General features: G+C 66.9%; 22 protein-coding genes, 3 tRNA genes and 1 pseudogene. 17 read left to right on the top strand and 9 right to left on the bottom strand.

The window, feature by feature from the left end; translation table 11 throughout:
• Positions 1 to 177: 177 nt before the first annotated feature.
• From ACR65K_RS14865 to ACR65K_RS14845, 5 genes are all read left to right on the top strand, one after another.
• Entirely contained in the window at positions 178 to 1,218 is a 1,041-nt protein-coding gene (locus ACR65K_RS14865) for a universal stress protein (RefSeq protein ID WP_440153661.1), read from the top strand.
• A 64-nt stretch (positions 1,219 to 1,282) separates the two neighbouring features.
• A complete protein-coding gene (locus tag ACR65K_RS14860; RefSeq protein WP_440153660.1) occupies positions 1,283 to 4,171 on the top strand; it encodes a PEP/pyruvate-binding domain-containing protein in 2,889 nt (962 codons plus the stop codon).
• Between the two features lie 87 nt (positions 4,172 to 4,258).
• The gene (locus tag ACR65K_RS14855) at positions 4,259 to 5,362 is read left to right on the top strand and encodes a LolA family protein (protein WP_440153717.1); all 1,104 of its coding nucleotides are present in this window, start codon (positions 4,259 to 4,261) and stop codon (positions 5,360 to 5,362) included.
• Positions 5,363 to 5,407: 45 nt separating this feature from the next.
• Entirely contained in the window at positions 5,408 to 6,397 is a 990-nt protein-coding gene (locus ACR65K_RS14850; RefSeq protein WP_440153659.1) for an ABC transporter ATP-binding protein, read from the top strand.
• A 67-nt stretch (positions 6,398 to 6,464) separates the two neighbouring features.
• Positions 6,465 to 7,271, top strand: coding sequence for an ABC transporter permease (locus tag ACR65K_RS14845; protein WP_440153716.1), 807 nt, complete (start codon positions 6,465 to 6,467; stop codon positions 7,269 to 7,271).
• A 66-nt stretch (positions 7,272 to 7,337) separates the two neighbouring features.
• On the opposite strand, the gene ACR65K_RS14840 is transcribed toward ACR65K_RS14845, so the two are convergent.
• The 4 genes from ACR65K_RS14840 to ACR65K_RS14825 all read right to left on the bottom strand — a co-directional run bounded on the left by ACR65K_RS14840 (position 7,338) and on the right by ACR65K_RS14825 (position 11,355).
• Positions 7,338 to 8,831 carry a C40 family peptidase gene (locus tag ACR65K_RS14840; RefSeq protein WP_440153657.1) on the bottom strand — a complete coding sequence of 498 codons (1,494 nt, stop codon included), beginning with the start codon at positions 8,829 to 8,831 and terminating at the stop codon, positions 7,338 to 7,340.
• Between the two features lie 183 nt (positions 8,832 to 9,014).
• A complete protein-coding gene (locus tag ACR65K_RS14835) occupies positions 9,015 to 9,935 on the bottom strand; it encodes a cation diffusion facilitator family transporter (protein ID WP_440153656.1) in 921 nt (306 codons plus the stop codon).
• 10 nt (positions 9,936 to 9,945) lie between these two features.
• Positions 9,946 to 10,374: a metallopeptidase family protein gene (locus ACR65K_RS14830; protein WP_440153655.1), complete on the bottom strand. Its 429-nt coding sequence runs from the start codon at positions 10,372 to 10,374 to the stop codon at positions 9,946 to 9,948.
• Between the two features lie 9 nt (positions 10,375 to 10,383).
• Entirely contained in the window at positions 10,384 to 11,355 is a 972-nt protein-coding gene (locus ACR65K_RS14825; protein ID WP_440153654.1) for a DMT family transporter, read from the bottom strand.
• A gap of 78 nt (positions 11,356 to 11,433) precedes the next feature.
• Here ACR65K_RS14825 and ACR65K_RS14820 point away from each other — a divergent pair, with 78 nt between their 5' ends.
• Positions 11,434 to 12,117, top strand: a complete 684-nt coding sequence (locus ACR65K_RS14820; protein WP_440153652.1) for a DsbA family protein — start codon at positions 11,434 to 11,436, stop codon at positions 12,115 to 12,117.
• Between the two features lie 44 nt (positions 12,118 to 12,161).
• Here the strand turns inward: ACR65K_RS14820 and ACR65K_RS14815 are convergent, their stop codons facing one another.
• The gene (locus tag ACR65K_RS14815; RefSeq protein ID WP_440153650.1) at positions 12,162 to 13,178 is read right to left on the bottom strand and encodes a PHP domain-containing protein; all 1,017 of its coding nucleotides are present in this window, start codon (positions 13,176 to 13,178) and stop codon (positions 12,162 to 12,164) included.
• 164 nt (positions 13,179 to 13,342) lie between these two features.
• On the opposite strand from ACR65K_RS14815, the gene ACR65K_RS14810 reads away from it, so the two are divergent.
• The 9 genes from ACR65K_RS14810 to ACR65K_RS14770 all read left to right on the top strand — a co-directional run bounded on the left by ACR65K_RS14810 (position 13,343) and on the right by ACR65K_RS14770 (position 18,393).
• Positions 13,343 to 13,415 (top strand) — tRNA-Glu (locus tag ACR65K_RS14810).
• 91 nt (positions 13,416 to 13,506) lie between these two features.
• A tRNA-Asp gene (locus ACR65K_RS14805) sits at positions 13,507 to 13,580 on the top strand.
• A 48-nt stretch (positions 13,581 to 13,628) separates the two neighbouring features.
• Positions 13,629 to 13,704, top strand: a tRNA-Phe gene (locus ACR65K_RS14800).
• Positions 13,705 to 14,332: 628 nt separating this feature from the next.
• Positions 14,333 to 15,925: a glycoside hydrolase family 68 protein gene (locus ACR65K_RS14795; RefSeq protein ID WP_440153648.1), complete on the top strand. Its 1,593-nt coding sequence runs from the start codon at positions 14,333 to 14,335 to the stop codon at positions 15,923 to 15,925.
• Positions 15,926 to 16,135: 210 nt separating this feature from the next.
• Positions 16,136 to 16,585 carry an Asp23/Gls24 family envelope stress response protein gene (locus tag ACR65K_RS14790; RefSeq protein ID WP_056337066.1) on the top strand — a complete coding sequence of 150 codons (450 nt, stop codon included), beginning with the start codon at positions 16,136 to 16,138 and terminating at the stop codon, positions 16,583 to 16,585.
• Positions 16,582 to 16,773 (top strand): hypothetical protein, encoded by a 192-nt coding sequence (locus ACR65K_RS14785; RefSeq protein ID WP_056337068.1) that lies wholly within the window; start codon positions 16,582 to 16,584, stop codon positions 16,771 to 16,773. Before ACR65K_RS14790 ends, ACR65K_RS14785 begins: the two co-directional genes overlap by 4 nt.
• Positions 16,770 to 17,150, top strand: a complete 381-nt coding sequence (locus ACR65K_RS14780) for a hypothetical protein (protein ID WP_056337071.1) — start codon at positions 16,770 to 16,772, stop codon at positions 17,148 to 17,150. The genes ACR65K_RS14785 and ACR65K_RS14780 overlap by 4 nt, the downstream gene beginning before the upstream one ends.
• Complete coding sequence (locus ACR65K_RS14775; RefSeq protein ID WP_440153646.1) at positions 17,147 to 17,785, top strand: hypothetical protein; 639 nt, start codon at positions 17,147 to 17,149, stop codon at positions 17,783 to 17,785. The genes ACR65K_RS14780 and ACR65K_RS14775 overlap by 4 nt, the downstream gene beginning before the upstream one ends.
• Positions 17,782 to 18,393 (top strand): hypothetical protein, encoded by a 612-nt coding sequence (locus tag ACR65K_RS14770; RefSeq protein ID WP_440153645.1) that lies wholly within the window; start codon positions 17,782 to 17,784, stop codon positions 18,391 to 18,393. Before ACR65K_RS14775 ends, ACR65K_RS14770 begins: the two co-directional genes overlap by 4 nt.
• Positions 18,394 to 18,406: 13 nt before the next feature.
• Here ACR65K_RS14770 and ACR65K_RS14765 read toward each other — a convergent pair whose 3' ends face one another.
• Positions 18,407 to 20,212 carry a glycoside hydrolase family 13 protein gene (locus ACR65K_RS14765; protein ID WP_440153644.1) on the bottom strand — a complete coding sequence of 602 codons (1,806 nt, stop codon included), beginning with the start codon at positions 20,210 to 20,212 and terminating at the stop codon, positions 18,407 to 18,409.
• 140 nt (positions 20,213 to 20,352) lie between these two features.
• Between ACR65K_RS14765 and ACR65K_RS14760 the strand changes: the two genes are divergently transcribed.
• Positions 20,353 to 21,642 carry an ABC transporter substrate-binding protein gene (locus tag ACR65K_RS14760; protein ID WP_440153642.1) on the top strand — a complete coding sequence of 430 codons (1,290 nt, stop codon included), beginning with the start codon at positions 20,353 to 20,355 and terminating at the stop codon, positions 21,640 to 21,642.
• Here ACR65K_RS14760 and ACR65K_RS14755 read toward each other — a convergent pair.
• The 3 genes and pseudogenes from ACR65K_RS14755 to ACR65K_RS14745 form a co-directional block, all read right to left on the bottom strand.
• Positions 21,617 to 21,691, bottom strand: a pseudogene (locus ACR65K_RS14755) (cold-shock protein); the annotation flags it as partial. The gene ACR65K_RS14760 and the pseudogene ACR65K_RS14755 sit on opposite strands and share 26 nt — an antisense overlap.
• 131 nt (positions 21,692 to 21,822) lie before the next feature.
• Positions 21,823 to 22,449 (bottom strand): response regulator, encoded by a 627-nt coding sequence (locus ACR65K_RS14750; RefSeq protein WP_056337126.1) that lies wholly within the window; start codon positions 22,447 to 22,449, stop codon positions 21,823 to 21,825.
• On the bottom strand, positions 22,446 to 23,672 hold the full coding sequence (locus ACR65K_RS14745; RefSeq protein ID WP_440153640.1) for a sensor histidine kinase: 1,227 nt from the start codon (positions 23,670 to 23,672) through the stop codon (positions 22,446 to 22,448). The genes ACR65K_RS14750 and ACR65K_RS14745 overlap by 4 nt, the downstream gene beginning before the upstream one ends.
• Before the next feature lie 196 nt (positions 23,673 to 23,868).
• Between ACR65K_RS14745 and ACR65K_RS14740 the strand changes: the two genes are divergently transcribed.
• Positions 23,869 to 24,453: a GlcG/HbpS family heme-binding protein gene (locus ACR65K_RS14740; protein WP_056337129.1), complete on the top strand. Its 585-nt coding sequence runs from the start codon at positions 23,869 to 23,871 to the stop codon at positions 24,451 to 24,453.
• The last annotated feature ends 7 nt before the right edge of the window (positions 24,454 to 24,460 follow it).

Raw genomic sequence — 24,460 nt, 5'->3', positions numbered from 1 at the left:
ATAACCCCGCCTTACCGCCCCTGAACAGGCTTGCTAAGCCTTGGGGGACGGAGAATAGTGGGAAACGGGAACGGCCCTTTTCCTGCCCGCACCGCTGGAGACCGGGGTGCGCGGCGGGCGGTCCGTTTTCTGGCAGAATAGCCGCAACATCAGGCGTATCGCGAGGAGGCGGCCCCCATGGGCTCACGAGAGTTGCACTCGGACCCGGCCCGGGACGGTGGTGGTGCTTCTGCCGCTCCGCACGGCATCGTGGTGGGCGTCGACGGTTCGGACCATGGCCAGTGCGCCTTGGTGTGGGCCGCACGGGAAGCCCAGCGCCGTCGTCGTCCGCTCCATATCGTCACCGCCTATTCCGTGCCGATCTTCGCCGCTTCCGGACTGGACGGAGGCTATGCCACGGTGGACGATTCCGTCATCCGTGAGGGTGCCGAAGCCATCGCCAAGCAGGCCATGGAAAAGGTTTCCGCCTACGACATCGACGTCAGTTCCGCGGTGGAGAACGGCGACGCCGCAGGAGTGCTGCTGGAAATCTCCGAAACCGCCGAACTCCTGGTGGTGGGCACCCGCGGCCGCGGCGGCTTCGTGGGCCGCCTCCTGGGATCCGTCAGCAGCGCCCTGCCGGCCCATGCAAAATGCCCCACGGTGACGGTCCCGTTGTTCTGCTCCGACCGGCTGGGCGAAAGCACGGAGGACCGCCGCGTCAAGGCAGAGCAGGCCAAGTCCGGGCACAGGCCCGTGGAGAACGTGGTGGTGGTCGGCGTCGATGGCTCCGAGCAGGCACGTGTTGCGGTCCTGGAAGCAGCCGACCAGGCCGAACGGCTCGGTGCCTCGCTCCGCGTGATCTGCGCCGTCCCCCAGTACAGCGGTTCCTTGGCGTGGGTTCCCGCACCCATGGACCGGAAAGCGTTGTTTGACGATATCCGGGTCACCCTGGAAGCCGGCATGGCGTGGCTCCGCAGCCACTACCCGCACCTGCAGGCCGGCTACGAACTCAAGGACGGTTCGCCGGTGGACGTGCTCGTGGAGGAAGGCCGGCACGTGGAGCTGGTGGTGGTGGGTACCCGCGGCCGCGGCGGCTTCACCGGAATGCTCCTGGGCTCAACATCGGACGGGGTGCTCCACCACGCCAAGGGACCGGTGATGGTGGTCCCGGACCGGGAGGACCCCCGCCTGGCGGACCGTGCGCGGTTCGGTCCCATCCTGGGCGACGCCGCCTAGCCGGCACCGGCCCGGCAGCAAGGCACCACCGGAATACCGGCCCCTCGGATAAGGGATCTGGAACATGGAGCAGGCAGGGTTGCGGACAGCCGGCACCGGCACGGACGCCGGACTGGTCCTGGATCTGCGCCGGCTCAATGCCGGAATGCTGCCCCTGGCAGGCGGCAAGGCGGCCAACCTCGGAGAGCTGTTGTCCGCCGGACTGCCGGTCCCGGACGGTTTCTGCCTCACCACCGACGCCTACCGGCAGGCACTCGGCGTCCCCGGATCCCTGCCTCCCGCGCTGGCCGCGGTCCATGCGGCGTTCGTGGAACCAGCGCCGGCCGCACGACGGGACGCAGCACAGACCAGGGCTGCGGAACCGCCCGACATAGCCGGGCTGTCTGGAGCGGCACGTGCCGCGATCCGGGCAACGCCGATTCCGGCGGCCGTTTCGCAGGCGGTGGAAGAGGCCTACGCGGCCCTCGGCCCTGATGTTCCGGTGGCGGTCAGATCCTCGGCCACCGCAGAAGATCTGCCGTTCGCCAGCTTCGCCGGCCAGCAGGACACCTACCTCAACGTCATCGGCGTACCCGCTCTGCTCGAAGCCGTCCGCAATTGCTGGGCGTCGCTGTGGACGGACCGGGCAACCGCCTACCGGGCAAGCCTCGGGATCGACCCCGCAGGCGTGGCGCTCGCGGTAGTGGTCCAGCGGATGGTGGACGCTGACGCGGCCGGCGTCATGTTCACGGCGAACCCCCTGACCGGCCGCAGGCGGCAGATCGTCATCGATGCCAGCCCGGGCCTGGGTGAGGCTGTTGTCTCAGGCGCCGTCAATCCGGACCACTTCGTGGTGGATGCCTTGAGCGGCAAGGTCCTGGAGCGGACGCTGGGCGACAAGGGCGTGGAGGTACGGCCCCTGCCGGGTGGTGGGACGCAGACCCGGAATGTTTCCTCGGCCACTGGCGCTGCCTGCCTGACGGACTGGCACATTGCAGGTCTGGCACGCCTCGGCCTGCAGGCCGAGGATCATTTCGGCGCCCCCCAGGACACGGAGTGGGCCATCGACCGTTCCGGGGGCATGTGGCTCACGCAGTCCAGGCCGATCACCACTTTGTACCCGGTCCCCAGGAGCAACGGCACCGCCGGCAGGATCCCTGAGGGCCGGTCCGCCACCCGGGGGACCAGGGCCTATCTCTGCTTCAGCCTGGCCCAGGGGCTTACCCGGCCGCTTACCCCCATGGGCCTCGCGGCGGTGCGCCTCATCGCCTCCTCCATAGCAACAGCTGCCGGCTTCCCGGTTCCTGATCCCCGGGGCGGGCCATCCCCCTACGCGGAAGCCGGGCAGCGGATCTACGTCGACTTCACCACTCCCATCCGCAGCACGGCGGGCCGCTGGCTGGTTCCCCGGGTTTTCGACATCATGGAAGCCCGGACCGCGACGGTCATGCGGCAGCTGTTCGAGGACCCCGCTTTTTCGGTGACTACGAAGACGCCCTTCGGGCTGCTGCGTCACGTTGCCCCCGCAGCCGCCCGCGCCAAGGTTCCCGCCACCTTCCTCCGGGCGCTGTTCCGGCCGGCGGCAGCCCTCCGGCGGCTGGACCGCTTCACGCAGGACTTCGAGGCGTCGCTGCATTTCGGCGGCGGTGAGGGCGCGCTGTCACGCCTTGACCACGCCGAGTTGCTCCTGCGGCGGCGCCTGTTCCCGATTGTTCCAGCCATTCTCCCCCTCCCCGCCGTGGGTTTTGCGATGCTCGGCGTTGCGGGAAAGCTGGTGGGCGGAAATGCCTGGGACGAACTGCAGCCCGTGATCCGGGGCCTGCCCAACAACGTCACCACCGAAATGGACCTGGAACTGTGGCATCTTGCCAAGGAAATCCGGGAAGACCGTGAATCACGTGACGCGCTGATGACGGGTGACCCCAACCTCCTGGCGGCCGCGTTCCAGGCCGGGCAACTGCCGGCTCGCCTCGACGCCGGCCTGGCCCGGTTCCTGGACAGATACGGACACCGCGCGGTGGCTGAAATTGATGTCGGCCTGCCGCGGTGGTCGGACGAGCCGGCACACATCCTGGGAATCCTTGCCAACTACCTTCGGCTGGAGGACCCTGCCCTGGCGCCCGATGCCCAGTTCAGCAAGGCCATCGAAGACGCGGAAGCGCAGGTGGACAGGCTCGTTGCCCGCGCCGCCGCCCGCGGCTGGATCAGGGGAAGGCTGGTGCGTGCCGCACTGCACCGGGCACGGCTGCTGGCCGGCCTGCGCGAGCTGCCAAAGTACCAGCTGGTTGCAGGCCTTGCTGAAGTCCGCCGGCAACTGCTGCTGGTGGGCAGCGAGCTGGCGCAGGCCGGAGCCATCGAACGGCAGGACGACGTGTTCTTCCTGGACTTCATTGAAGCCAGGCAGGCATTGTCCGGGATCCCATTGTCCGGGACCGCCGCGGCCAACGGAGTGGCCGTCCAGGACTTCCGGGCGCTCGTGGCCGGCCGCCGCCAGGATTACGCCCAGGAGCTCAGGCGCCGGCACATTCCCCGGGTGCTGCTCTCGGACGGGACCGAACCCGAAGCGGTGCGGACCGGCGTCGGGATCTCGGCTGAAGATACGCTCACCGGCAGCCCTGCCTCGGCGGGAACCGTGACTGCTGCGGCACGCGTCATCCTGGATCCGGTCGGAGCGCGCCTTGAGCCGGGTGAAATCCTGGTAGCCCCGTCAACAGACCCCGGTTGGACACCGCTCTTCCTGACGGCGGGAGGACTAGTGATGGAGATGGGCGGAGCCAATTCACACGGCGCCGTGGTGGCCAGGGAATACGGGATCCCTGCGGTCGTTGGGGTCGCAGACGCCACCGGCCTGATCAGCACCGGCCAAAAAATAACGGTCGACGGCGGTGCGGGCACCGTGGTGCCAGAGCCACCAGGGCCCGCGGTGCAGGACGGGGGCGCTGCGGGTGGCCCCCATCCACCTGCACCGGCGTAGTCTTTACCTATGGGCTCCAACACGCTGGATTCCAGCGGACGATCGCAGGAAAAACGGTCATGGCGGAACGGCACGGACGGCCGCCGGATGTGGCTGCGGTGGCTGCCCGCCGTCGCGGCCCCGCTGGTGATCGCTGCCGGCGCCCTGGCCGGCTCCCTTCCGGCCGGTGCCAGCAACCCGCTCCCGGCCAAGACGCCCGCGCAGGTCCTGGAACTGGCGGCAAGCCACCAGGTGCACTCGTTCTCCGGGACGGTGGAACAGTCCGCTGAGTTGGGACTTCCCGGGCTGCCGGCCGCCGGCAAGCCATCCGCTCCCGCCGCTGCCGGGAGCGCCGCCTCCGTCATTGAGCTGCTGTCAGGCAAGCACACCGCTCGCGTTTACCTGGACGGCAAGGACAATGCCCGCGTGCAGGTGATGGACCAACTGGCCGAACGGGACGTAGTCCGCCACGGCAGCGACGTCTGGTTCTATTCATCCAAAGACAACACGGCCGCCCACGTGACCCTGCCGCAGCATGCCCAGGACCCGTCGCTGTCCAAGGACCACCACATGGCGGGCGTAATGCCCACGCCGGCAGAAATCGCGCAAAAATTCCTGGCCAAGGTTGACCCCACCACCGCTGTTTCGGTGGGACCGGACGTTTCCGTTGCCGGACGCGCCGCCTACAACCTGCTCATTGAACCGCGCACCGACGCGACCCTGGTAGGCAAGGTGGCCATCGCCGTCGACGGTGAAAACGGCATGCCCCTGTCCGTCCAGGTGACCGCACGCGGGGCGGACAACCCCGCGTTCCGCTTCGGGTTCACCAGCCTCTCGCTGGACGCCCCGGACCAGTCCGTCTTCAACTTCACCCCGCCCCCGGGCAGCACGGTCAAGGAACTTCCCGTTCCGGACAAGCCCCGTGACGCCCCGGATGTGCACAGCCCAGGCGGCATGCATCCAGACGCCAGGAAGGACGTGTCTGTGACCGGCACTGGCTGGGAGACCGTGCTGGGCACGGCGCGTGGGTCCGCTGCGGCAGCCGAGTCACTGCTGCAGGACCCGCTGCTGTCCCAGGCCGCCGTCGCCGTCCCCGGCGGCCGGCTGCTCTCCACCGCCCTGCTCAACGTCCTGGTCACGGACGACGGACGGATCTTCGCCGGAATGGTGCCGCCGGAGAGGCTGCAGGCCGCAGCAGCAGCGGCCCAGTAAGTGGTGGACCGACGGGGGAGTGGTGGCGGGACGGGGCCCGGCCCGGTGAACTCCGGCCTGGCGATCGAGACGCGCGGGCTCAGCAAGCACTTTGGCCGGCAGGCCGCCGTCGACCATGTGGACCTTGCCGTCCCGCACGGAACTGTCTTCGGTTTCCTGGGGCCCAACGGCTCCGGCAAGACCACCACCATCCGCATGCTGCTCGGCCTGGCTGCCGCATCCGAGGGAACGGTGAACCTGCTCGGACAGGAAATGCCCGGCAAGCTCCATGACGTGCTGCCGCGCGTGGGCGCGCTGGTGGAAGGCCCCGCCTTCTATCCCTTTCTGTCCGGCGCCGACAACCTGCACCGGCTCGACAGCGCAAGCCCCCACACCATCCCCGCCACGCGCAGAAGGCGGGTGCAGCAGGCGCTGGAGCGCGTGGGCCTGGAGCATGCCGCCGGGAAGCGGGTGCACGCATACTCCCTTGGAATGAAGCAGCGGCTGGGCATTGCCAACGCGTTGCTCTCGCCACGGGACCTGCTGGTCCTGGATGAGCCCACCAACGGGCTGGACCCGCAAGGCACCCGGGAAGTCCGCAACCTGGTGCGATCGCTGGCGCATGAGGGCACCACCGTTTTTGTGTCCAGCCACCTGCTGGCCGAAGTGGACCAGATGTGCACCCACGCTGCCGTCATGAGCGCCGGGAAACTGGTGGCGCAGGGGCCCCTTGCCGAGCTGCGGCAGGCCGGGAGCACCCGGCTCCGGCTGGTGACGCCCGACGCCGGCGCTGCCCGCCAGGTCCTTGCACGGCTGGGGCTCGTACCGGAACCTGCACAGGCTGAACCCGGGCAGGCTGAACCGGCACAGCCGGATGGCGGGACAATCCTGGCGGCGCTGCCAAGCGGCGCCCCGTCCCCGGCAGTGCTTCCCGAGGACGTTGTGGCGCACCTGGTCCAGGCCGGCGTCCGCGTCCGTGGATTCGCCGTCGAGCGTGAAAGCCTCGAGGACCGCTTTGTTGCCCTCACCGGGGAAGGATTCGACGTTGCCCAGTAGTGTGCCCGCGGACATTCCGAAGGCTGCCGGAACTGCCATCCCCGCCTCGACGCCACGCAGCTCGGGGATGTCCCTCCTGGCGTCGGAACTCAGGGTCCTGTTCGGCCGGCGGCGGACGTGGGCGCTGCTCCTGGCGCTCGCCGCCATCCCGGTCCTGATTGCCGTTGCGGTGAAGGTCTCGTCCGCGGTTCCCCCCGGGCGGGGACCCGCCTTCCTTGACCGGATTACCCAGAACGGCCTGTTCGTGGCCTTCACCGCCATGCTGGTTTCCGTGCCGTTGTTCATGCCACTCACGGTAGGTGTGGTTGCGGGCGACACCATCGCCGGGGAGGCAAGCCTGGGAACCCTGCGGTACCTCCTGGTGGCGCCGGCCGGACGCGTGCGGCTCCTCCTGGTCAAATACGCGGGCGCGCTGGCCTTCTGCATCGCCGCTCCCTTGACCGTTGGCCTTGCGGGCGCGGCCATCGGCGCGGCCCTTTTCCCGGTAGGTCCCGTGACACTGCTCTCCGGCGGGGTGGTCCAGCCCTCCGAAGCCGCCCTGCGCATAGTGCTGATTGCCGCGTACCTGGCTGTCTCGCTCGCCGGACTTTCCGCAATCGGGCTGTTCCTGTCCACCCTCACCGTGGTGCCGGTGGGAGCGATGGCCGCCACGGTGGTGGTTTCGGTGGTGTCCCAGATCGCGGACCAGCTGCCGCAGCTGGAGTGGCTGCATCCGTGGCTCTTCAGCCACTACTGGCTTGGTTTCGGGGACATGCTGCGCCAGCCGCTGGTGTGGGATTCCTTCGCCAGCAACGCCCTCCTGCAGGCCGGCTACGTGGCAGTGTTCGGGGCGCTCGCCTACGGCCGGTTCGTCACCAAGGACATTTTGAGCTGACGACGGCGGCGCGAAAAGTTAGGCCCTTCAGGCGGGACCCGCAATGGGTAAGGTCAGCCGTGCCGGTCAGTAGCGGGCGGCATAGGGGTAGAGGTCCATGCCCACCATGGAGCTGATGGTGGAAACGGTAATGCCCTCCTGCGGGTTGAGTGCCTGCACCACCTGGCCGTTACCCAGGTAGATGGCCACGTGGTAGAAATTAGGCGCCGAACCCCACACGAGCAGGTCGCCGCGGCGCGCCTGCGAAAGGGGGACGTGGACCGGGGCGGCGGCGTATTGCTGTGAAGCCGTGCGGGGGAGGTTCTTGCCGGCTGCCGCAAAGGCGTTCTGCACCAGCCCGGAGCAGTCAAAGCCATAGGGGCCGGTACCGCCCCACTGGTAAAAGTACGGGGCCCCCACCTTACCCAAAGCGACGGAGATGGCTGCCTCATAGGTGCCTGATCCGGTGGACGGGGCGGGAGCAGGCGCAGGGGCCGGTGCAGGCGCGGGTGCAGGAGCCGCTGGTGCCGGGGCCGGGGCGGGGGCCGCCGGCGCAGGAGCAGCTGGAGCCGGGGCGGCCGGTGCAGCCGGGGCCGGGGCAACCGGAGCAGGAGCAGCCGGTGCGGGCGCGGGAGCAACGGGTGCCGGAGCAGCAGGTGCCGCTTCCTGTGCACGGCTGTTCTGGCCCGCTGCCTGGTTCTGTGCAGCCTGGTTCCGGCTTGCCTCATTTTGTGCGGCGGTATCCCTCGCCGCCTTTTCCTGTGCGGCTTTGTCGGCGGCGGCGGACAAGGCCGCGAGCCGTGCCTCTTCGCGCTGCTTCTCCAGTGCGTCAACGCGCGCCGATTCGAGCGCCACTGTGGTGTTGCGGAGTTGTGCCAGCTGGTCCACCAGGATGGTCCGCTGCGCTTTCGCGTCGGCCACGGCCTTGACCTGCGCGGCGTTGGCCTGTTCCGCCTGGGACTTGCGTTGTTCGGCGGTCTTCGCGGCGTCGTCTGCGGCTTTGGTGGCGTCTTCGGCAGATGCGGTGAGGGAACGGTAAGCGGTGGCTGCGGTGTCCGCGGCTTCAAAGGCCCGGCTGCGGCTGGCTGAAAGGGCCTCGAGCGTTGCTGCCTGCTGGAGGCTTTCCCCGCCGCTGGCAAGGGCTCCGAGGGTGGGGTTCAGGCCGCCGTTGCAGTACAGGTCCCCGGCGAGCTGCCCCACCTGCTTCCGGGCCTTGTCCTGCTGTTCCCGGGCGGACGACGCCCTGGCAGAGGCAACGGATGCTGCCTCCGTCCTCTGCTGCAGCTCAACCAGCGCCTCGCTGTACGAGTTGTTGGCCTGCATGGCCACCGCGAACGCTGCCTGCTGGGCGGTGGATGCGTCGGCAAGGATGCGCTCGATCGCACTGACCTGGTCCGCCGTCGCGGCCTCGCTGGTCTTTGCTGCAGCAATGTCCTCGGGCGATGGGATGTCAGGCGAGGCCGGAGCGGCCAGCGGGGCAGATGGCGCCGGTACAGCGGCTGCCGGTGTTGCCACGGATGCAAAAAGGACGACGGCGGCGCAGAGCACCGCAGTCCTGCGGCCGGATCCGGATAAAGCCATCTGCAGAGACCTCGCAACGGTAAGGCCGGGAGTGAGGTTCTGGATGCGGCATGACGATGCCCCTCAGCTGCTCCCCAGCAGTCCGAGGTTACGTGACAACATGCACATTAGCAACAGCAGTCACATCAATAACATAAACCACAACAGTGTCATTAGGAGCCTGGCCGGCGGGGTGTGTCGCGCTTAGGCGTGCTGGTGTGCCTCGTGCTCGGAGTGGCTGGCGGGTTCCAGCTGGAAGGTGCAGTGGTCGGTATCAAAATGCGAGCCCAGACAGGTGATGAGCTTGTCCAGCAACTGGTCGGCGCCCCGTGCGTTGAGCACTCCGTCCTCCACAACAACGTGGGCCGAGAAGACGGGGACACCGGACGTGATGGTCCAGATATGGATGTCATGCACGTCCGTCACGCCGGCCACCGACAGGATGTGCTCGCGGATCATCTGCACCTCCACTCCCTTCGGGCTGGCTTCCAGCAGCACATCCACCACATCCCGCAGCAGGCTCCAGGCCCTCGGCAGGATCATCAGGGCAATCAGGACAGAAGCAATGGTGTCCGCCGCCTGGAAGCCGGTCAGCATGATCACCGCCGCCGCGATGATGACGGCCACTGAACCAAGGAGGTCGCCCAGCACTTCCAGGTAGGCGCCGCGGACGTTCAGGCTCTCATCCTGTGCCGTGCGCAGGATGACGAGCGACACCAGGTTGGCCACGGCGCCGAGGATGGCGGCAAAAAGCATGATGTCCGTCTGCACTTCCGGCGGCGCACCGAACCGGCGGACCGCTTCGGTGAAGATGACCACGGAGATCACGATCAGGATCAGTGCATTGGCCAGGGCCGCGAGGACTTCTGCGCGCTGATAGCCGTACGTCCGCTGGGCGCTTGCCGGGCGGACCGCAATCCAGGAGGCGAGGAGGGCGATGGTGACGCCGGCCGCGTCCGACAGCATATGTCCTGCGTCCGCGAGCAGCGAGAGCGATCCGGACAGTACAGCGCCGATGATCTGGATGACCACCACGCCAAGCGTGATCCCCAGGACGGCCACGAGGCGTTTCCGGTGCCGCCCGGTGGCGGTGATTCCGTGGTTGTGGCTGTGGTCGTGTCCCATGCCTACAAGGCTAGCCCCAGCCCAGCTCGTGCAGCCGGTCATCGGAGATGCCGAAGTGGTGCGCAATTTCGTGCACCACGGTGACGGCCACTTCGTGGATCACGTCGTCCCTGGACCCGCAGATCTCGAGGATGGGTTCGCGGAAGATTGTTATCCGGTCCGGCAGGGAACCGGCCTCCCACCAGGAATCACGTTCCGTCAGCGGGACCCCTTCGTACAGTCCCAGCAGCACCGTGTCCGGGTCTTCACCCGGTCCCGGCACGTAGTCGTCGTCGATGAAGACGGCCACGTTGTCCATGGCGCGCGCCAGTCGGTCCGGAATGCTGTGCAGGGCATCCTGGACGGCGGCCTCGAACTCGTCAGGCGACATGGTGAACCCGGACGGCTCACCCGGGCCGGAGGGCACAATCGGAAGCCCCGGCGGAAGGCTGGCTGGCATACTCCGACTCTAGCGCCGAAGTGGCCGCTGCCATCCGCGGTCCCGGCTCCGGCGCCGGGTGAGCCCCACTCCCACCAGGCACACCAGGCCGCCCACCAGTGCCCAGGCGGTGGGGATCTCGCCAAGCAGGAGCCAGGAAATGAAGACCGTGGTGCCGGGGACCAGGTACGTGGTGGCGGCAAGCTTCCCTGCGTCCACCAGGGATAACGCATACGCCCAGGTGGTGAAGGCGATGGCGGTGGGGAAGACACCCAGGTACACCAGCCCCAGCGTGGCCTGTGGCGGGGCTGCCTGCACTTCGGACGCCAATTGGCCGGCGAAGGGCAGGCAGCACAAAGCTCCCACCACGATGCCAAACCAGGTTGCCTGGGCCGCCGGGAACTTCCGCACCACCGGCTTCTGGATGATGACGCTGACTGCGGCGAGCACCGCGGCAAGGAGGCAAAGCGCCACGCCGGCCAGGTCCGCCGTCGAACTTTCCCCGGAACGTGGCTGCCCGGACCCCAGGGCGATCAGCGCGACGCCTGCGAATGCCACGGTGCTGCCGATGAGCAGCCAGCGTGGGAAGCCTTCCTTGAGGAAGATGCCGGCCATGATTGCCACCAGGATGGGGTTGACGTTGATCAGCAGGGCGCTGGTACCGGCGTCGAGGATGTGCTCGGCGGCATTCAGGGCCACGTTGTAGCCGCCGAACCACATCACGCCATAAGCAAGAATGGGCAGCCATTCACGTCCCCGCGGCAGGACCCGGCTCCTGAGCAGTTGCGGTACCACCAGGAAGGCAAGCACGACGGCGGCAATCGCCAGCCTGCCCAGGGTCAGGGAGCCGGGGGAGAAGTGGGGGCCAATGGCCCGAATTCCAACGAACGCCGACGCCCACAGGACCACCGTGACCACCATGGCGGCCAGGCCAAGGGCCGTCACGGGCTTCACTGCTGCTTGTGCGGTGGTCAGCGGTTCATGGGGACTGGTTTGCGGCATGAGACAAATGTACGGCGGCAACGGGCCGCTGGCTGGCGGAAATCGGTCACGCCGGTGTCCTCGGCTAGGATGCCCACTATGTCCTCCCCCCAGGCTCCTGCCCGTAATACCCCCCGCCTTGTCAGGAAGATCATCTGGATCCTGCTGGCCGTCATTGTGGTGGGCGGCGTCGCCTGGTACGCCCTCTTCACCGCCACCAAACCCCCGCAGGCCGCAGCCCCGGCCACCGGGGTGGAACAGTTGGTCCGGGCGGACAGCCACAGGCTCACCACGCCAAGCGAGGAAAAGGCGCAGTTGGTGGAATTCCTGGATTTCGAGTGCCCGTCCTGCGGCGCCATCCATCCTTTCGTGGAGGAGCTCAAAGCCGAGTTCGGTGACAGGATCACCTTCGTCAACAGGTACTTTCCGTTGTCTGCCCACCCCAATTCCGGCCAGGCCGCACTGGCAGCGGAGGCTGCCGCGCAACAGGGCCAGTACCAGCAGATGGCAGGGAAACTGTTCGACAGCCAGGCCCAGTGGGCCGGAAACCAGCAATCCCAGGCGCCCCTGTTCCGGACCTATGCCGGGCAGTTGGGCCTCAACCTCGCTGAGTTCGATGCCGCCGTCGCCGACCCGAAAACCGAAGAACGCATCCTGGCCGATATCGCCGACGGCAATGCCCTGGGCGTCAGCGGCACGCCCACCTTCTTCCTCAACGGGGAGAAGCTGACATTGAGCACCAAGGCGGACTTCCGGCAGAAGCTGGCCGACGCCGTCAAGTAGCCTGCACTCCCCGGCGGATCACCCGGGGGCCTCCGCCGCAGGCCCTATCCCTTGCCCGCCCAGGCAAGCAGTTCTTCCACCGGCCAGGTGGTGATAATCCGCTCGGCCGGCACGCCGTTGCGGGCGGCCCGTTCGGCGCCGTACCGCAGGAAATCCAGCTGCCCGGGTGCATGGGCGTCGCTGTCGATCGAGAACAGGCAGCCGGCTTCCAGTGCCAGCTGGATCAGGGCATCCGGCGGGTCCTGCCGTTCCGGGCGCGAGTTGATCTCGACGGCCACGTGATGTTCCGCGCATGCGGCGAACACTTCCTTGGCGTCGAATTCGGACGGCGGCCGGGTTCCGCGTGAACCCTCCACCAGCCGGCCCGTGCAGTGGCCCAAAACGTTGGTGTGCGGATCCTGGATGCCGCCGAGCATCCGGGCGGTCATGGTCTTCCTGTCCGCGCGCAGCTTTGAGTGGACGCTGGCCACCACGATGTCCAGGTGGTCCAGCAGCTCCGGTTCCTGGTCCAGCTGGCCGGACTCCAGGATGTCCACTTCGATTCCTGTCAGGAGCCGGGTGCTGCCGCCGTTGCCGTTGACCGCCGCCACCACGTCCAGTTGGTCCAGCAGGCGTTCGGCCGACAGTCCGTTGGCGATGGTGAGGTTGGGGGAGTGGTCCGTCAGGGCCAGGTACTCCCGGCCCAGCACCTCCGCCGCAGCCACCATCAGCTCTATGGGGGAGCCGCCGTCGGACCATTCGCTGTGGCTGTGCAGGTCCCCTCTGAGCGCCTCACGGATTTCCGTCCCCCCGGAGGCCAGCGGCTGGGCGCCCTTCTCCCGCAGGTCCGCCAGGTAGTCGGGGACCTCGCCTTCCACCGCCTGCCTGATCACTGCATAGGTGCGGTCGCCGATGCCCTTCATTGACTTCAGCCGCCCGGTCCGGGCCCTGCTGGCCACTTCATCAGGGCCAAGCGGGCTGATGGCGGCCGCCGCTTTCCGGAAGGCCTGGACCTTGAAGGTGGCGGCGCGTCCGCGCTCCAGCCAGAAAGCAATCTCATTGAGCGCTGCGACGGCATCCATCCGTCCATCTTGGCCTGTACGGCGGCCAAACGGCGCGGTTTTTCGCCGATTTTGGATAATTCCTGATGAGGCCCTATAGTTTTAGAGTCCAGTTCGGAGAAACGCAAAGGACAAAGACGGAAAGCCTCGCTTGACGCCTTTTATTTTGTTCCGAACGGGTTCTGGCCCCCATCGTCTAGCGGCCTAGGACACCGCCCTTTCACGGCGGCGGCACGGGTTCGAATCCCGTTGGGGGTACGCAAGGAACTGGTCAAGCAGGCTGAAAAAGTCTGGTAGGCTGGAAGCCTTGAAAAAAGCGGTAGAGATACCGCGAAAGCAAGAAACGCAAGGCCCTGTAGCGCAGTTGGTTAGCGCGCCGCCCTGTCACGGCGGAGGTCGCGGGTTCAAGTCCCGTCAGGGTCGCTCTGATTGTTGGAAGAAATTCCGGCTGTCATGGTGACTAGTCACCTAGGCTCTGTAGCTCAGTTGGTAGAGCGTTCGACTGAAAATCGAAAGGTCACCGGATCGACGCCGGTCGGAGCCACCACTGGGAAGCATCAGTTCTTCGGAACTGGTGCTTTTCTTCGTTTAACCCCTCTTCATCGATTGCTCCGTAGGTGTCGTTTTCGAGGTCCTAAACGACACCTACGGAGCAATCGACGGGCGGTCGACGGGGTCACAGTCGACCGGGTTAGCCGGCTATTCGCCCCCGTCGAGGCCCGCGCCTGCACCGTGCACCAACGATGACCCGAAGCGCCAAGCCCCAGACCAGGCTCCCGATCTCTTGAACCGCGGGCGGCAGTTGTGACCGCGGCAACAACGGGGGCTCCCGGTAAGGAAATCTTTGAGCCGCCGGTGAAACATTTGATTAGTGCCAAACCGATGTGGCACGCGCGCGCGTTGGGTTGCGTAAGCGCTTGCACTCTACTCGCCGGTAGCCCGTTCCGGCCCACGAAACAGGGTTTGAACTGCCCGCGGCGCCCCGTCTAGCGTGGAGCGCGGCAGAGGGGAAGCATGCTTTCCATCGGCCACCAGGGCCGCACCCAGGCCCTGATTCCCCAACACAACGGCGTCCCTGATGACGCCTGCGGTGTTGCCGGGTCCGCGGTTGTTCCGGGGCATGGGCATACGCCCGTCTTCCACGAACAGTTACAACTCCGCGAGAAGAGCAAGAAATGCACAAGCACCCCCAACACCGGCTGCTGCGGTGGCGCCCCGCCGCCGCGGCACTGGCGGCAGCCGTTGCGGCCTCGGCCTTCCTGGCCGTCCCCTCGGCCCAGGCCAACGAGCCCTCTGATCCGCCCGCCGTCGAGCAGATGCCGGCCCCCACTCCCGGCTTCCCCCTGCCGACACAACACACCCAGCAGGCCCTCGACCCGGCGTCGGACTTCACCTCCAAGTGGACCCGCGCGGACGCCAAGCAGATCATGGCGCAGAGCGACGAATCGGTCTCCCCGGGCACGAACTCCATGAGCCCGGACGTCACCATGCCGGAAATCCCCGAGGATTTCCCCACCATGAACGACGACGTCTGGGTCTGGGACACCTGGTCCCTGACGGACGAGAACGCCAACCAGATCAGCTACAAGGGCTGGGACGTCATCTTCTCCCTGGTGGCTGACCGCCATGCCGGCTACGGCTTCGACCAGCGCCACTGGAACGCCAGGATCGGCTACTTCTTCCGGAAGACCAACGCGGATCCGGCCAAGGACAAGTGGAACTACGGCGGCCACCTGTTCCTGGATAACACCTCCATCGGCAACACCGAGTGGTCCGGGTCAACCCGCCTCATGCAGGGCAACCACGTAAACGTCTTCTACACGGCCACCACCTTCTATGACGTGGCCGAGCGGAACGCAGGCGGCGGCGGAATTGCTCCTGACGCAGCCATTGCCAAGGCGCTGGGCAATATCCACGCGGACCAGAACGGCGTCACGTTCGACGGCTTCGAGCACACCAAGCTGCTGGAGCCGGACGGAAAGATGTACCAGACCAAGGCACAGAACCCCGGCTTCGCTTTCCGCGACCCCTACACGTTCGCCGACCCGGCCCACCCGGGCAAGACCTTCATGGTGTTCGAAGGCAACACGGGCGGCAACCGCGGCGACTACCAGTGCAAGGGCGAGGACCTCGGCTACCAGCCGGGCGACCCCCACGCCGAGAACGTCAACGACGTCCAGAGCAGCGGCGCGTACTACCAGACCGCAAACGTGGGCCTGGCCGTGGCGGACAACAAGGACCTCACCAAGTGGTCCTTCCTGCCGCCCATCCTCTCCGCCAACTGCGTGAACGACCAGACGGAGCGTCCGCAGATCTTCATCCAGAATGAGGGCGGCAAGAACAAGTACTACCTGTTCACCATCAGCCACCAGTTCACTTACGCAGCCGGCATGCGCGGCCCCGACGGCGTCTACGGCTTCGTGGGCGATGGCGTCCGCTCGGACTACCAGCCCATGAACAACAGCGGACTGGCGCTGGGGTCCCCCACCGACCTCAACCTGCCCGCCAACGCCCCGGAGAGCCCGTCCGCCAAGCAGAACGGCCGGCAGTTCCAGGCATATTCGCACTATGTTCAGCCCGGTGGCCTGGTGCAGTCCTTCATCGACAACGTCAACGGCGTCCGCGGCGGTTCCCTGTCGCCGACGGTGAAGATCAACTTCCGTGACGGCGTATCCCAGGTGGACAGGAGCTTTGGCCGGAACGGCCTCGGCCCCTTCGGCTACCTGCCCACCAACGTCAGGGTTGGCGGCGAGGGCCTCTACAAGTAGGCCGCACCGTCCCTGCCGGTCCATGGGGCACTGAGCTCCATGCGGCACTGATCCAGGCGGGGAGTCCTTCGGGGCTCCCCGCCTGTTCCTTTTCAACCCGTTTGTTCCCCGCGGGCTGCGGCCCGATTCCTTGACGGCAGGCCGCAGACTTTCCAGCGCATGTGCCGCGGCCTGGGGATAGGGTGGAAACAACAGAAGGGGGAGTGCCTGATGGAATACCAGAACCCACAACCCGTGGTGCCAAACCGTCCTGCGGCAAGCCCGGCTCCGGGTCCGGGCCGGACGGTAATTTCAGAGACTGCCGTGGCCAAGGTGGCGGGAATCGCCGCGCGTTCGGTTCCCGGCGTCTACTCCCTGGGTTCGGGCCCGTCCCGTGCCTTGGGCGCCATCCGCGACGCCGTTGGAAGTTCCGACCACGCTGCCGGCGTCCACGCGGAAGTGGGCGAAACGCAGGTGGCTGTTGATATCACCCTGGTGGCAAGTTACGGAACACCGCTTCATGCGCTGGCCAACGATGTCCGCGCCGCTGTATACCGCGCCGTCGAGGAACTCGTGGGGCTGCAGGTCATCGAAGTGAATGTCGAGATCACCGACGTCTACGTGCCGCCACCGGTCAAGACGATCGCGCCCGCTGCACCCGAACGGGAGGCGCTGCTGTGAACCTCACCGTGGCAGGCACCGCCGTGGGCGCCTTCGTGGCCTTCATGTCCCTGCAGTTCGGCCTGTGGGGCTTCCTGGTCTCCCTGCTCTTCATGGCCATCGGCGCGCTCCTGGGCCGTGCCGCCGAAGGGAAACTTGACCTGCGCGGGGTGTTCGATGCCATCACCGGCCGGCGCTCGTCCTCATGAGCTCGCCCGCGCCCGTTGTGCGTGGGCAGGCGCAAAGCGGCCATAACCGGATCAGCACCCAGGCACTGACAAGCCTTGCCAAAGCGGCTGCGGCGCAGGCGCTCGGCGTGGACGCAGAGGACGTGAGGGCGGACTGGGCGGACGACGACGGCCTGCTGGCTTTGTCCCTCGTCAGCCCCATCAGCGTCCCGCCTTTGCAGTCCGTGGTACTGGATCCCGCAAGGGTGGACGCGTTCGGCGGGTCCATCTGGGACCGTACCGTCAGGGCCAAGGCAAGCATCCTGGCCACGGTTTCGGCATTGAGTGGTTCCCGGTTGAGCCGGGTGGACATCCGCATCAGCGGGGCAAGGATCAGCACAGGAGGACGGGTGCGGTGAGCAGCACAGTGGAAGACCGCCGGGCGGACGGCACACCGGGCAGAAGCAGCGGACCGGACATGCGCAGGATCGTGTTCCGCGAAACCCATTCCGCAAGGGCCGCGGTGTCCGTTGTTGCCGCTGTCTTTGTCCTGGTGCTGGCCGCCTACGGTGTCCTCGAAGCGGGAGTCCACGCCGTGGGCCAGCCGGCGTGGCTGATTGAGCCGCAGGTGGCGGCCCAGCGCATGGTGGATCTTCCTGCCGGAACCTCACCGCTGTTGCTTGCCTCGCTCGGAGCCGTGCTGGCGATGGTGGGCCTGATCTTCCTGCTTAATGGCATCCTCCCGGGAAAGCGGGCCCGCCATCTCCTTGGCGGCGGACGGGGGGAGAGGCTCCCGGCCGTGGTGGTGGACGACGAGGTTATCGCCTCCTCCCTCGCCCGCCGCGCCAGGCTGGCCGCCAATGTCACTCCCGAACAGGTCATGGTGGTTGTCTCCCAGCGACAGGTGCTGGTCAACGTCCGGCCCACCTCCGGTGTTCCCGTGGACCAGGGCAGGGTGCTGGAAGCCGTCCGCGACGAGCTGGACCAGATGCTGCTGGAACCGGCACCGGTTCCCCGCATCAATGTCACTGCTTCCGGGGTGATCGGAGCATGAACAGCACGCCGGCGCTGCTCAACCGCATCCTGCTCACCGTGCTGGGCCTGATCCTGCTGGGGGCAGGCGTCCTGCTTGTGCTGCTGGCCACCCTTCCGCCGGCGGCCTCCTGGTGGCACTCCTGGTCCGCCGGGGCGTGGAACGGCATTAACCGGCTCTTTGACTCCACCCGGTTCCCCGGCCGCCCGGAAAGCTGGCTGTGGATCGTGGCGGCACTGGCGCTTCTGGCACTGATGGGGCTGATGGTGGCCTGGATTGCCCAGCAAGGAAAAGGGCGGTCAAACCTGCTGGCCACCGAATACGATCCCGGCGACACCCCGGGCGATGTCCGGATTGGCGGCGGGGTAGCGGAACAGGCGCTGAGGCAGGCCCTCGAGGGACGACCGGACCTTGCCGGTGCAACCGTCACCACATACGACGTGAAAGGCTCGCCGGCGTTGAAGGTGCGCCTCCTGCCGCGCCAGGGCGTGGCCCCGCACCTGCTCGCAGCCGAGGTCGCCGGGCTGCTGGACGCCCTGGAAACTGTCGTGGGCAAGGAGGTCCCCGTCCTTGTCCACATCGGGGCCGGGGCGCGGACCCGCTTCGGCCACGCCGAGCGGGTCCGCTGAAGTCTTTTTGCCGCTACATCCTCTGCAGATACACCGTGCAGTCCACCGGGACCTCACGCATTTCGGCCCAGTCTTCGGCCGGTTCGGGACCGCTGGACAGCACCACCGCGTAACCTTCGGGCACGGGGGCCGAGGCGAAGCCCATGTTGGACAGCACCACCACCTGGCCGTTCCGGAACGCCAGCAGACCGCTGTCCGGCGCGTGCCCGTCAGTCCACTCCACGCCGCCGCGGCCCAGCTGCCGGGCTGACCGGAAGGCCAGGGCGGCCCGATACAGCTCCAGCGTTGAGCCATCCTCGCCGTCCTGCTGGTCGGCGGCCAGGGGACCGAAGCTTTCCGGCTGGGGGAGCCACGGGCCGGGAGCGTCTCCGGACGGTGTTCCAGAGAAACCAAAGCCGGGTTGGTCCGCAGCCCACGGCAGCGGGACGCGGCAGCCGTCCCGGCCGATCTCCGCACCTTGGGTGCGGAAGAAGGTGGGGTCCTGCCTGGCGGAGTCGGGAAGGGTGGTGTGCTCCGGAAGACCCAGCTCCTCGCCCTGGTAAAGGTAGGCCGACCCCGGAAGCGCCAGCGCAACCATGGTGGCGGCCCGGGCGCGGGCAAGGCCCAGGGCTGCATCGGGCTGGTCGTCTGCGGCACCAATGCCCTTGGGGAAAGTGGTGGGATCCTTGAGCCCAAAGCGGGTGCTGTGCCGGACTGTGTCGTGGTTGCTGAGGACCCACGTGCAGGGCGCCCCCACGGATGCTGCGGCTGCCAGGGATGCCTCGATGGCCTCAGCCATGCGTTCGGCGTCCCAGCCGGCCAGCAGGAAATCGAAGTTGAAGGCCTGCTGCATCTCATCGGCCCGGACATACCTGGCGAGCCGTTCGGCTGGTTCCACCCAGGCCTCTGCCACCATCATCCGGTCCCCGCCATATTCTCCCAGGACCCGGTTCCAGTCGCGGTAGATGGCATGGACGCCGTCCTGGTCGAAGAACGGTGACGGCGGATACATCGGGGAGACAGCCCGGTGCGGTTCCTCGGCGTCGGTGTGGGCGTGGGGTGCATCACCGGGCAGGTGGCTCTCCCGGCGCGGAGCGGAGGTTCCTTCCACCATCGCAGCTGCCCCCTCCCAGTCCGGCAGTCCTGGCTCCTTGACCAGGCCGTGGGCAACATCCACACGGAAGCCGTCCGCGCCGCGGTCCAGCCAGAAGCGCAGTACCGAACGCATCTCCTCGTGCACGTCCGGGTTCTCCCAGTTCAGGTCCGGCTGCTTGGTGTCGAAGAGGTGCAGGTACCACTGGCCGGAAGATCCATCCGCCGCGGTCACACGGGTCCAGGCCGGGCCGCCAAAAATGGACTTCCAGTTGTTGGGCGGCCTCCTGCCGTCCCCGGATCCAGGGATCTCATCCTTGCCGTCCCGGAAGATGTAGCGGTCGCGTTCAGGACTTCCCGGCGCTGCCGCCAGCGCCTCCCGGAACCAGGCATGCTCGTCCGAAGTGTGGTTGGGCACCAGGTCAACGATGACCTTCAGCCCACGGCGGTGAGCTTCCTGCAACATGGCATCGAAGTCCGCCAGCGAACCGAAAAGCGGGTCCACCTGCCGGTAGTCCGCAACGTCGTAGCCGCCGTCGGCCTGCGGCGACTTGTAGAACGGCGACAGCCAGATGGCGTCCACGCCCAGCCCTTCGAGATAGGGGAGCCGGTCCCGGACGCCGCGCAGGTCGCCCATTCCATCACCGTTGCCGTCGGCAAAGGATCGCGGGTAGATCTGGTAGACCACGGCGTCGGCCCACCAGGGTGATGGCTGTGGTTGGGGCGCCGGAACGGATATGTCGGGCATTTGGTTCCCCTCTGATAACTTTTTGATGTAAACGCTTGCATTCCCGACAGCAACCTTACTAGTGTGATGGTCACCACATCAACCTCACCTAGCAAGCGCACTGTCGACTTACTTGTCACTCAGCGAGGAGCTTCAAGCTAATGAAAACCCCGAGATTCCTGCTTCCGGCTGCCACTGCCGGCATTCTGGCCCTTACGTTGACCGCCTGCGGTGGTGGAGGTGGAGGCGGCACCACGGGCGGTGGTGGCAGCGACGCTGAAGCCAACCTCGACGGCCGCGGCCCCATCACCTACGTCCAGGGCAAGGACAACAACAACGTTGTGCGCCCCTTCATTGAGAAGTGGAACGCGGCCCACCCTGATGAAAAGGTCACGTTCAAAGAGCAGACCGACCAGGCGGACCAGCAGCACGACGACCTCGTCCAGCACTTCCAGGCCAAGCAGTCCGACTATGACGTGGTCAGCGTGGACGTTATCTGGACCGCGGAGTTTGCGGCCAAGGGCTGGCTGCAGCCGTTGAAGGACAAAATGGCTATCGACACTTCCAAGATGCTCAAGGCACCGGTGGAAGCGGCATCGTACAAGGGCACGCTCTACGCTGCGCCCAAGGATTCCGACGGTGGCATCCTCTTCTACCGCAAGGACCTGGTCCCCAACGCGCCCAAGACCTGGGACGAGATGATGGGCATGTGCTCCATCGCCAAGCAAAACAACATCGGGTGCTACTCCGGCCAGTTCAGTAAGTACGAAGGCCTCACCGTTAACGCTTCCGAGGCCATCAACTCTGCCGGCGGTTCGGTTCTCAACAAGGACGGCAAGCCGAACCTGAACACGCCGGAAGCCAAGGCCGGCCTGGAGAACCTGGCCAAAGCATACGCGGACGGCAACATCCCCAAGGAAGCCATCACCTTCAAGGAAGAGGACAGCCGCCAGGCTTTCCAGAGCGGCAAGCTGCTGTTCCTCCGCAACTGGCCCTACGTCTACAGCCTGATGAGCACTGAAGGCTCTTCTGCCGTCAAGGACAAGTTCGGCATGGCGCCCCTGCCGGGCAAGGACGGCCCCGGCGCTTCCGCCCTTGGCGGGCACAACGCAGCCATCAGTGTGTATTCCAAGAACAAGGCCACGGCCTTGGATTTCATCAAGTTCATTGAGACCGAGGAAAACCAGAAGTTCTTTGCGAACCAGGCCTCGCTGGCTCCGATCCTGACGTCGCTGTACGAAGACCAGGCACTTGTGGCCAAGCTGCCTTATCTGTCTGTTCTCCAGACCTCGATCCAGAACGCCGTACCGCGTCCCGTGACGCCGTTCTACCCGGCAGTCACCAAGGCAATCCAAGACAACGCATACCCGGCCATCAAGGGAGAAAAGTCAGTGGAAAGCGCGCTTACTGATATGCAGAAGTCCCAGCGGACCCGTCATCGGGGGCAATGAAGCCAAAACCCTTTTCGGCGTTGAACCATTTAACTGTGCCTGTTGCCATGGCTGCATTCCTTCATGTGACTCTGATTCTCTCTCCGGGGATCATCCCGGAGTGTGCGGAGAACGTCCCCCGCAGTCCCCAACGTACGGGGCGCGGGGCCATGGTGCAAGGGTATTGGCCATAAAGCCCTGTTACCGCATCCCCTCGCGGCGGATCGCGGTGGCAATCGCGGCCGCCCGGGTATCCACACCGAGCTTGGCGTAGATGTGCGCCAGATGGGTTTTGACGGTGGCCTCGGAGATAAAGAGCCGCCGCCCGAGTTCGCGGTTGCTCAGGCCCTCGGTGAGCAGACTGAGCAGTTCGGCCTCACGGGGGGTGAGCACCTCGTCCGGGTTGCGCAGCTGCTGGAACAACCGCGAGGCCACCGGCGGGCTCATCACGCTCCTGCCCTGCACCGCGCCCCGGATGGCGGCAAAAATCTCCTCCGGGGCGGCATCCTTCAAGAGGTAGCCCATGGCCCCTGAGTCCACCGCCCGGACAATATCGGCATCCGAGTCGTAGGTGGTAAAAACCAGGATCGCCTGCCTGCTGTCGAGATCCCGGATCCGCCTGATCGCTTCGATTCCATCCATGCCCGGGCCCATGGCAAGGTCCATCACCACCACCGCCGGGGAGTGCACGCGCACCAGCTCCAACGCCTCCCCGCCCGAAGATGCCTCGGCAACGACTTCCATGTCAGGCTGGGTTCCCAGCAGCGCACGCAGGCCGCTCCGGACCACCAGGTGGTCGTCCACCAGCAGGACCGTGATTCTGCTCATTTACCAACCTCCAACGGCAGTTGCGCGGCCACGATGGTCCCTTCGCCGGGAGTGCTTTGCACTGAGAAAAGGCCACCCAGCTGCTCCACCCGCTGCCGCATGGCCCGCAGGCCGTACCCTCCGGCGCTCGACGGCGGAGCGGCCGCCGCTGGGTCAAAACCGGCGCCGTCGTCATATATGTCCAAAGTGACGGAGTCGGGCAGGAAGCCCACCGTCAGGGCCGCAACTGTTGCCGAAGCGTGCAGCGCGATGTTGGAGGCCGCGCTCTGAACCACCCGCAGCAGCGCGTGCCGTACGTCCGGCGGGACCGGCCCCGGCGCGCCCGTCACCGTGAGGGTGGCTGCCGGCACGTACTGCCGGGCAGCAAGCAGCAGCGCCTCCGGCAACGGCGTTGATTCCAGCCCGGGGGAGGCAAGCTCGTGTACCAGGCTCCGGGTTTCCGCCAGGTTGGTGCGGAGCAGGCCGGCGGCCTGGTGAAGATCCTCCTGCGCTGCCGCGCCCGGCCACCCACGGCCCGCCGCTTCGAGCAGGAGCAGGCTGCTGGCCAGGCCCTGGGTGACGGTGTCGTGGATTTCACGGGACACCCTTTCCCGTTCAGCGATGGTGCCCGCACGGCGTTCACTCGCCGCCAGCTGGCCCTGGGCAAGCGAAACCTCCGCGTTCAGGCGGCGCTGCTCCTCGGCGTCGTGCTGTATCCGGTCGTAGATAAGCGTCAGCATCACTCCGACTGCCACAGGTCCCAGCAGCATGGCTACGTCTGTGCCGTTGCCCAACCGAAACAGTCCGGCCGCGGTTGCCACGGTGATGGCACCCGCCAGGACGTAGGACGCGGCCCCGCGCAGCACACTCCTGCACAGGAAGAAAAGGGCGAAGGAACACCACGCGAAGCTCGGAGCTGCCACTACCAGGACCGCCCAGACCGCCACCAGCGCAACCATCCACGGGGCAGGGTGCCGGTCCCGCAGCGGGAGCAGGGCCACGACGGCGTACAGCAGGCAGGCGGCGGCGGCGAGTCCCAGGACCACAAGGTTGTCCGCCGGGGAGTGCCTCATGACGTACCGCACCACCGATGCCACCAGGAGCACTGCGAAGCCGAGATGGACTGCGGCCTCGATGCCGCCCAGCCGTTCCTTGGACGTGGGCGGCGCCGGACGGGACCCGTTGCCGTCGGCTGCAACGGCGGCCGCGGGGCCCGTGGTTGGGATGGTGTCTCTGCCAGGCATGCGGGGTCCGGATCTCATGGTTGGATTCACTGCCTTCCATGCTAGGGCTCCAGGGCGGTCCGGTCCCTCAGCCTTTTGGCTGATACGGCTGGCCTTTCGGGCCAGCCAGGGACAGACGAACGCCCGATGCGGCGCCAACCGCGGCCCTGAAGGATGGAAACCGGCAACAAGGACCACCCAACCCAAGGAACGCATCATGAACAAGTCCCACAAAGTACTCGCCGCCGCAGCAGCCGGGGCAATCCTGGTGACGGCCGGAGCCACCGCAGCCGCCAACGCCGGTACTGGCCGTGTCAGCGGCCCTGAAACACCCGCCGTCGTACCTGCCGTTGATGTCCAGCCGGCGCCGGAGACGGTGGTGCAGCAGAACCGCATCTCTGCCACAGCCTCCGCCCAGGCTGTCTCAGCGGCGCTCGCCAAGTGCCAGGCGGACAAACTGCCGTTCGTCACCGTTGCACTCGTTGACCGCTTTGGCACCGTCCAGGCACTGCTGCGGGGAGACAACGCCGCTGCCCACACCATTGAGGCCGCCAAGCAAAAGGCCTACACCGCCGCGGCCTTCGGCACCCCCACCAGCGAGCTGGCCAAGCGCGTCAACGGCAACGGCCCCTCGATCGCGGACCTGCCGGGAACCCTCTTTTTGGCCGGCGGCGTCCCGCTGAAGGTCAACGGCGTTTCCGTGGCCGGCATCGGTGTGGGTGGAGCGCCCGACGGTGCCCTGGATGAAGCCTGCGCCACCGCCGGGGCGGACGCCATCGCCGCCGCCGGAACTGCAAAGTAGGCTGCGC

The sequence above is a fragment of the Arthrobacter sp. SAFR-179 genome, from assembly GCF_059414945.1.
This window is presented reverse-complemented; position numbering and strand designations above follow the sequence as displayed.

Excerpts from the sequence above, each read along its gene's own strand:
- ACR65K_RS14865 (WP_440153661.1), top strand. The coding sequence starts at position 178 with ATGGGCTCACGAGAGTTGCACTCGGACCCGGCCCGGGACGGTGGTGGT.
- ACR65K_RS14860 (WP_440153660.1), top strand. The coding sequence starts at position 1,283 with ATGGAGCAGGCAGGGTTGCGGACAGCCGGCACCGGCACGGACGCCGGA.
- ACR65K_RS14855 (WP_440153717.1), top strand. The coding sequence starts at position 4,259 with ATGTGGCTGCGGTGGCTGCCCGCCGTCGCGGCCCCGCTGGTGATCGCT.
- ACR65K_RS14845 (WP_440153716.1), top strand. The coding sequence starts at position 6,465 with ATGTCCCTCCTGGCGTCGGAACTCAGGGTCCTGTTCGGCCGGCGGCGG.
- ACR65K_RS14840 (WP_440153657.1), bottom strand. The coding sequence starts at position 8,831 with ATGGCTTTATCCGGATCCGGCCGCAGGACTGCGGTGCTCTGCGCCGCC.
- ACR65K_RS14835 (WP_440153656.1), bottom strand. The coding sequence starts at position 9,935 with ATGGGACACGACCACAGCCACAACCACGGAATCACCGCCACCGGGCGG.
- ACR65K_RS14830 (WP_440153655.1), bottom strand. The coding sequence starts at position 10,374 with ATGCCAGCCAGCCTTCCGCCGGGGCTTCCGATTGTGCCCTCCGGCCCG.
- ACR65K_RS14825 (WP_440153654.1), bottom strand. The coding sequence starts at position 11,355 with ATGCCGCAAACCAGTCCCCATGAACCGCTGACCACCGCACAAGCAGCA.
- ACR65K_RS14820 (WP_440153652.1), top strand. The coding sequence starts at position 11,434 with ATGTCCTCCCCCCAGGCTCCTGCCCGTAATACCCCCCGCCTTGTCAGG.
- ACR65K_RS14815 (WP_440153650.1), bottom strand. The coding sequence starts at position 13,178 with ATGGATGCCGTCGCAGCGCTCAATGAGATTGCTTTCTGGCTGGAGCGC.
- ACR65K_RS14795 (WP_440153648.1), top strand. The coding sequence starts at position 14,333 with ATGCACAAGCACCCCCAACACCGGCTGCTGCGGTGGCGCCCCGCCGCC.
- ACR65K_RS14790 (WP_056337066.1), top strand. The coding sequence starts at position 16,136 with ATGGAATACCAGAACCCACAACCCGTGGTGCCAAACCGTCCTGCGGCA.
- ACR65K_RS14780 (WP_056337071.1), top strand. The coding sequence starts at position 16,770 with ATGAGCTCGCCCGCGCCCGTTGTGCGTGGGCAGGCGCAAAGCGGCCAT.
- ACR65K_RS14770 (WP_440153645.1), top strand. The coding sequence starts at position 17,782 with ATGAACAGCACGCCGGCGCTGCTCAACCGCATCCTGCTCACCGTGCTG.
- ACR65K_RS14765 (WP_440153644.1), bottom strand. The coding sequence starts at position 20,212 with ATGCCCGACATATCCGTTCCGGCGCCCCAACCACAGCCATCACCCTGG.
- ACR65K_RS14760 (WP_440153642.1), top strand. The coding sequence starts at position 20,353 with ATGAAAACCCCGAGATTCCTGCTTCCGGCTGCCACTGCCGGCATTCTG.
- ACR65K_RS14750 (WP_056337126.1), bottom strand. The coding sequence starts at position 22,449 with ATGAGCAGAATCACGGTCCTGCTGGTGGACGACCACCTGGTGGTCCGG.
- ACR65K_RS14745 (WP_440153640.1), bottom strand. The coding sequence starts at position 23,672 with ATGCCTGGCAGAGACACCATCCCAACCACGGGCCCCGCGGCCGCCGTT.
- ACR65K_RS14740 (WP_056337129.1), top strand. The coding sequence starts at position 23,869 with ATGAACAAGTCCCACAAAGTACTCGCCGCCGCAGCAGCCGGGGCAATC.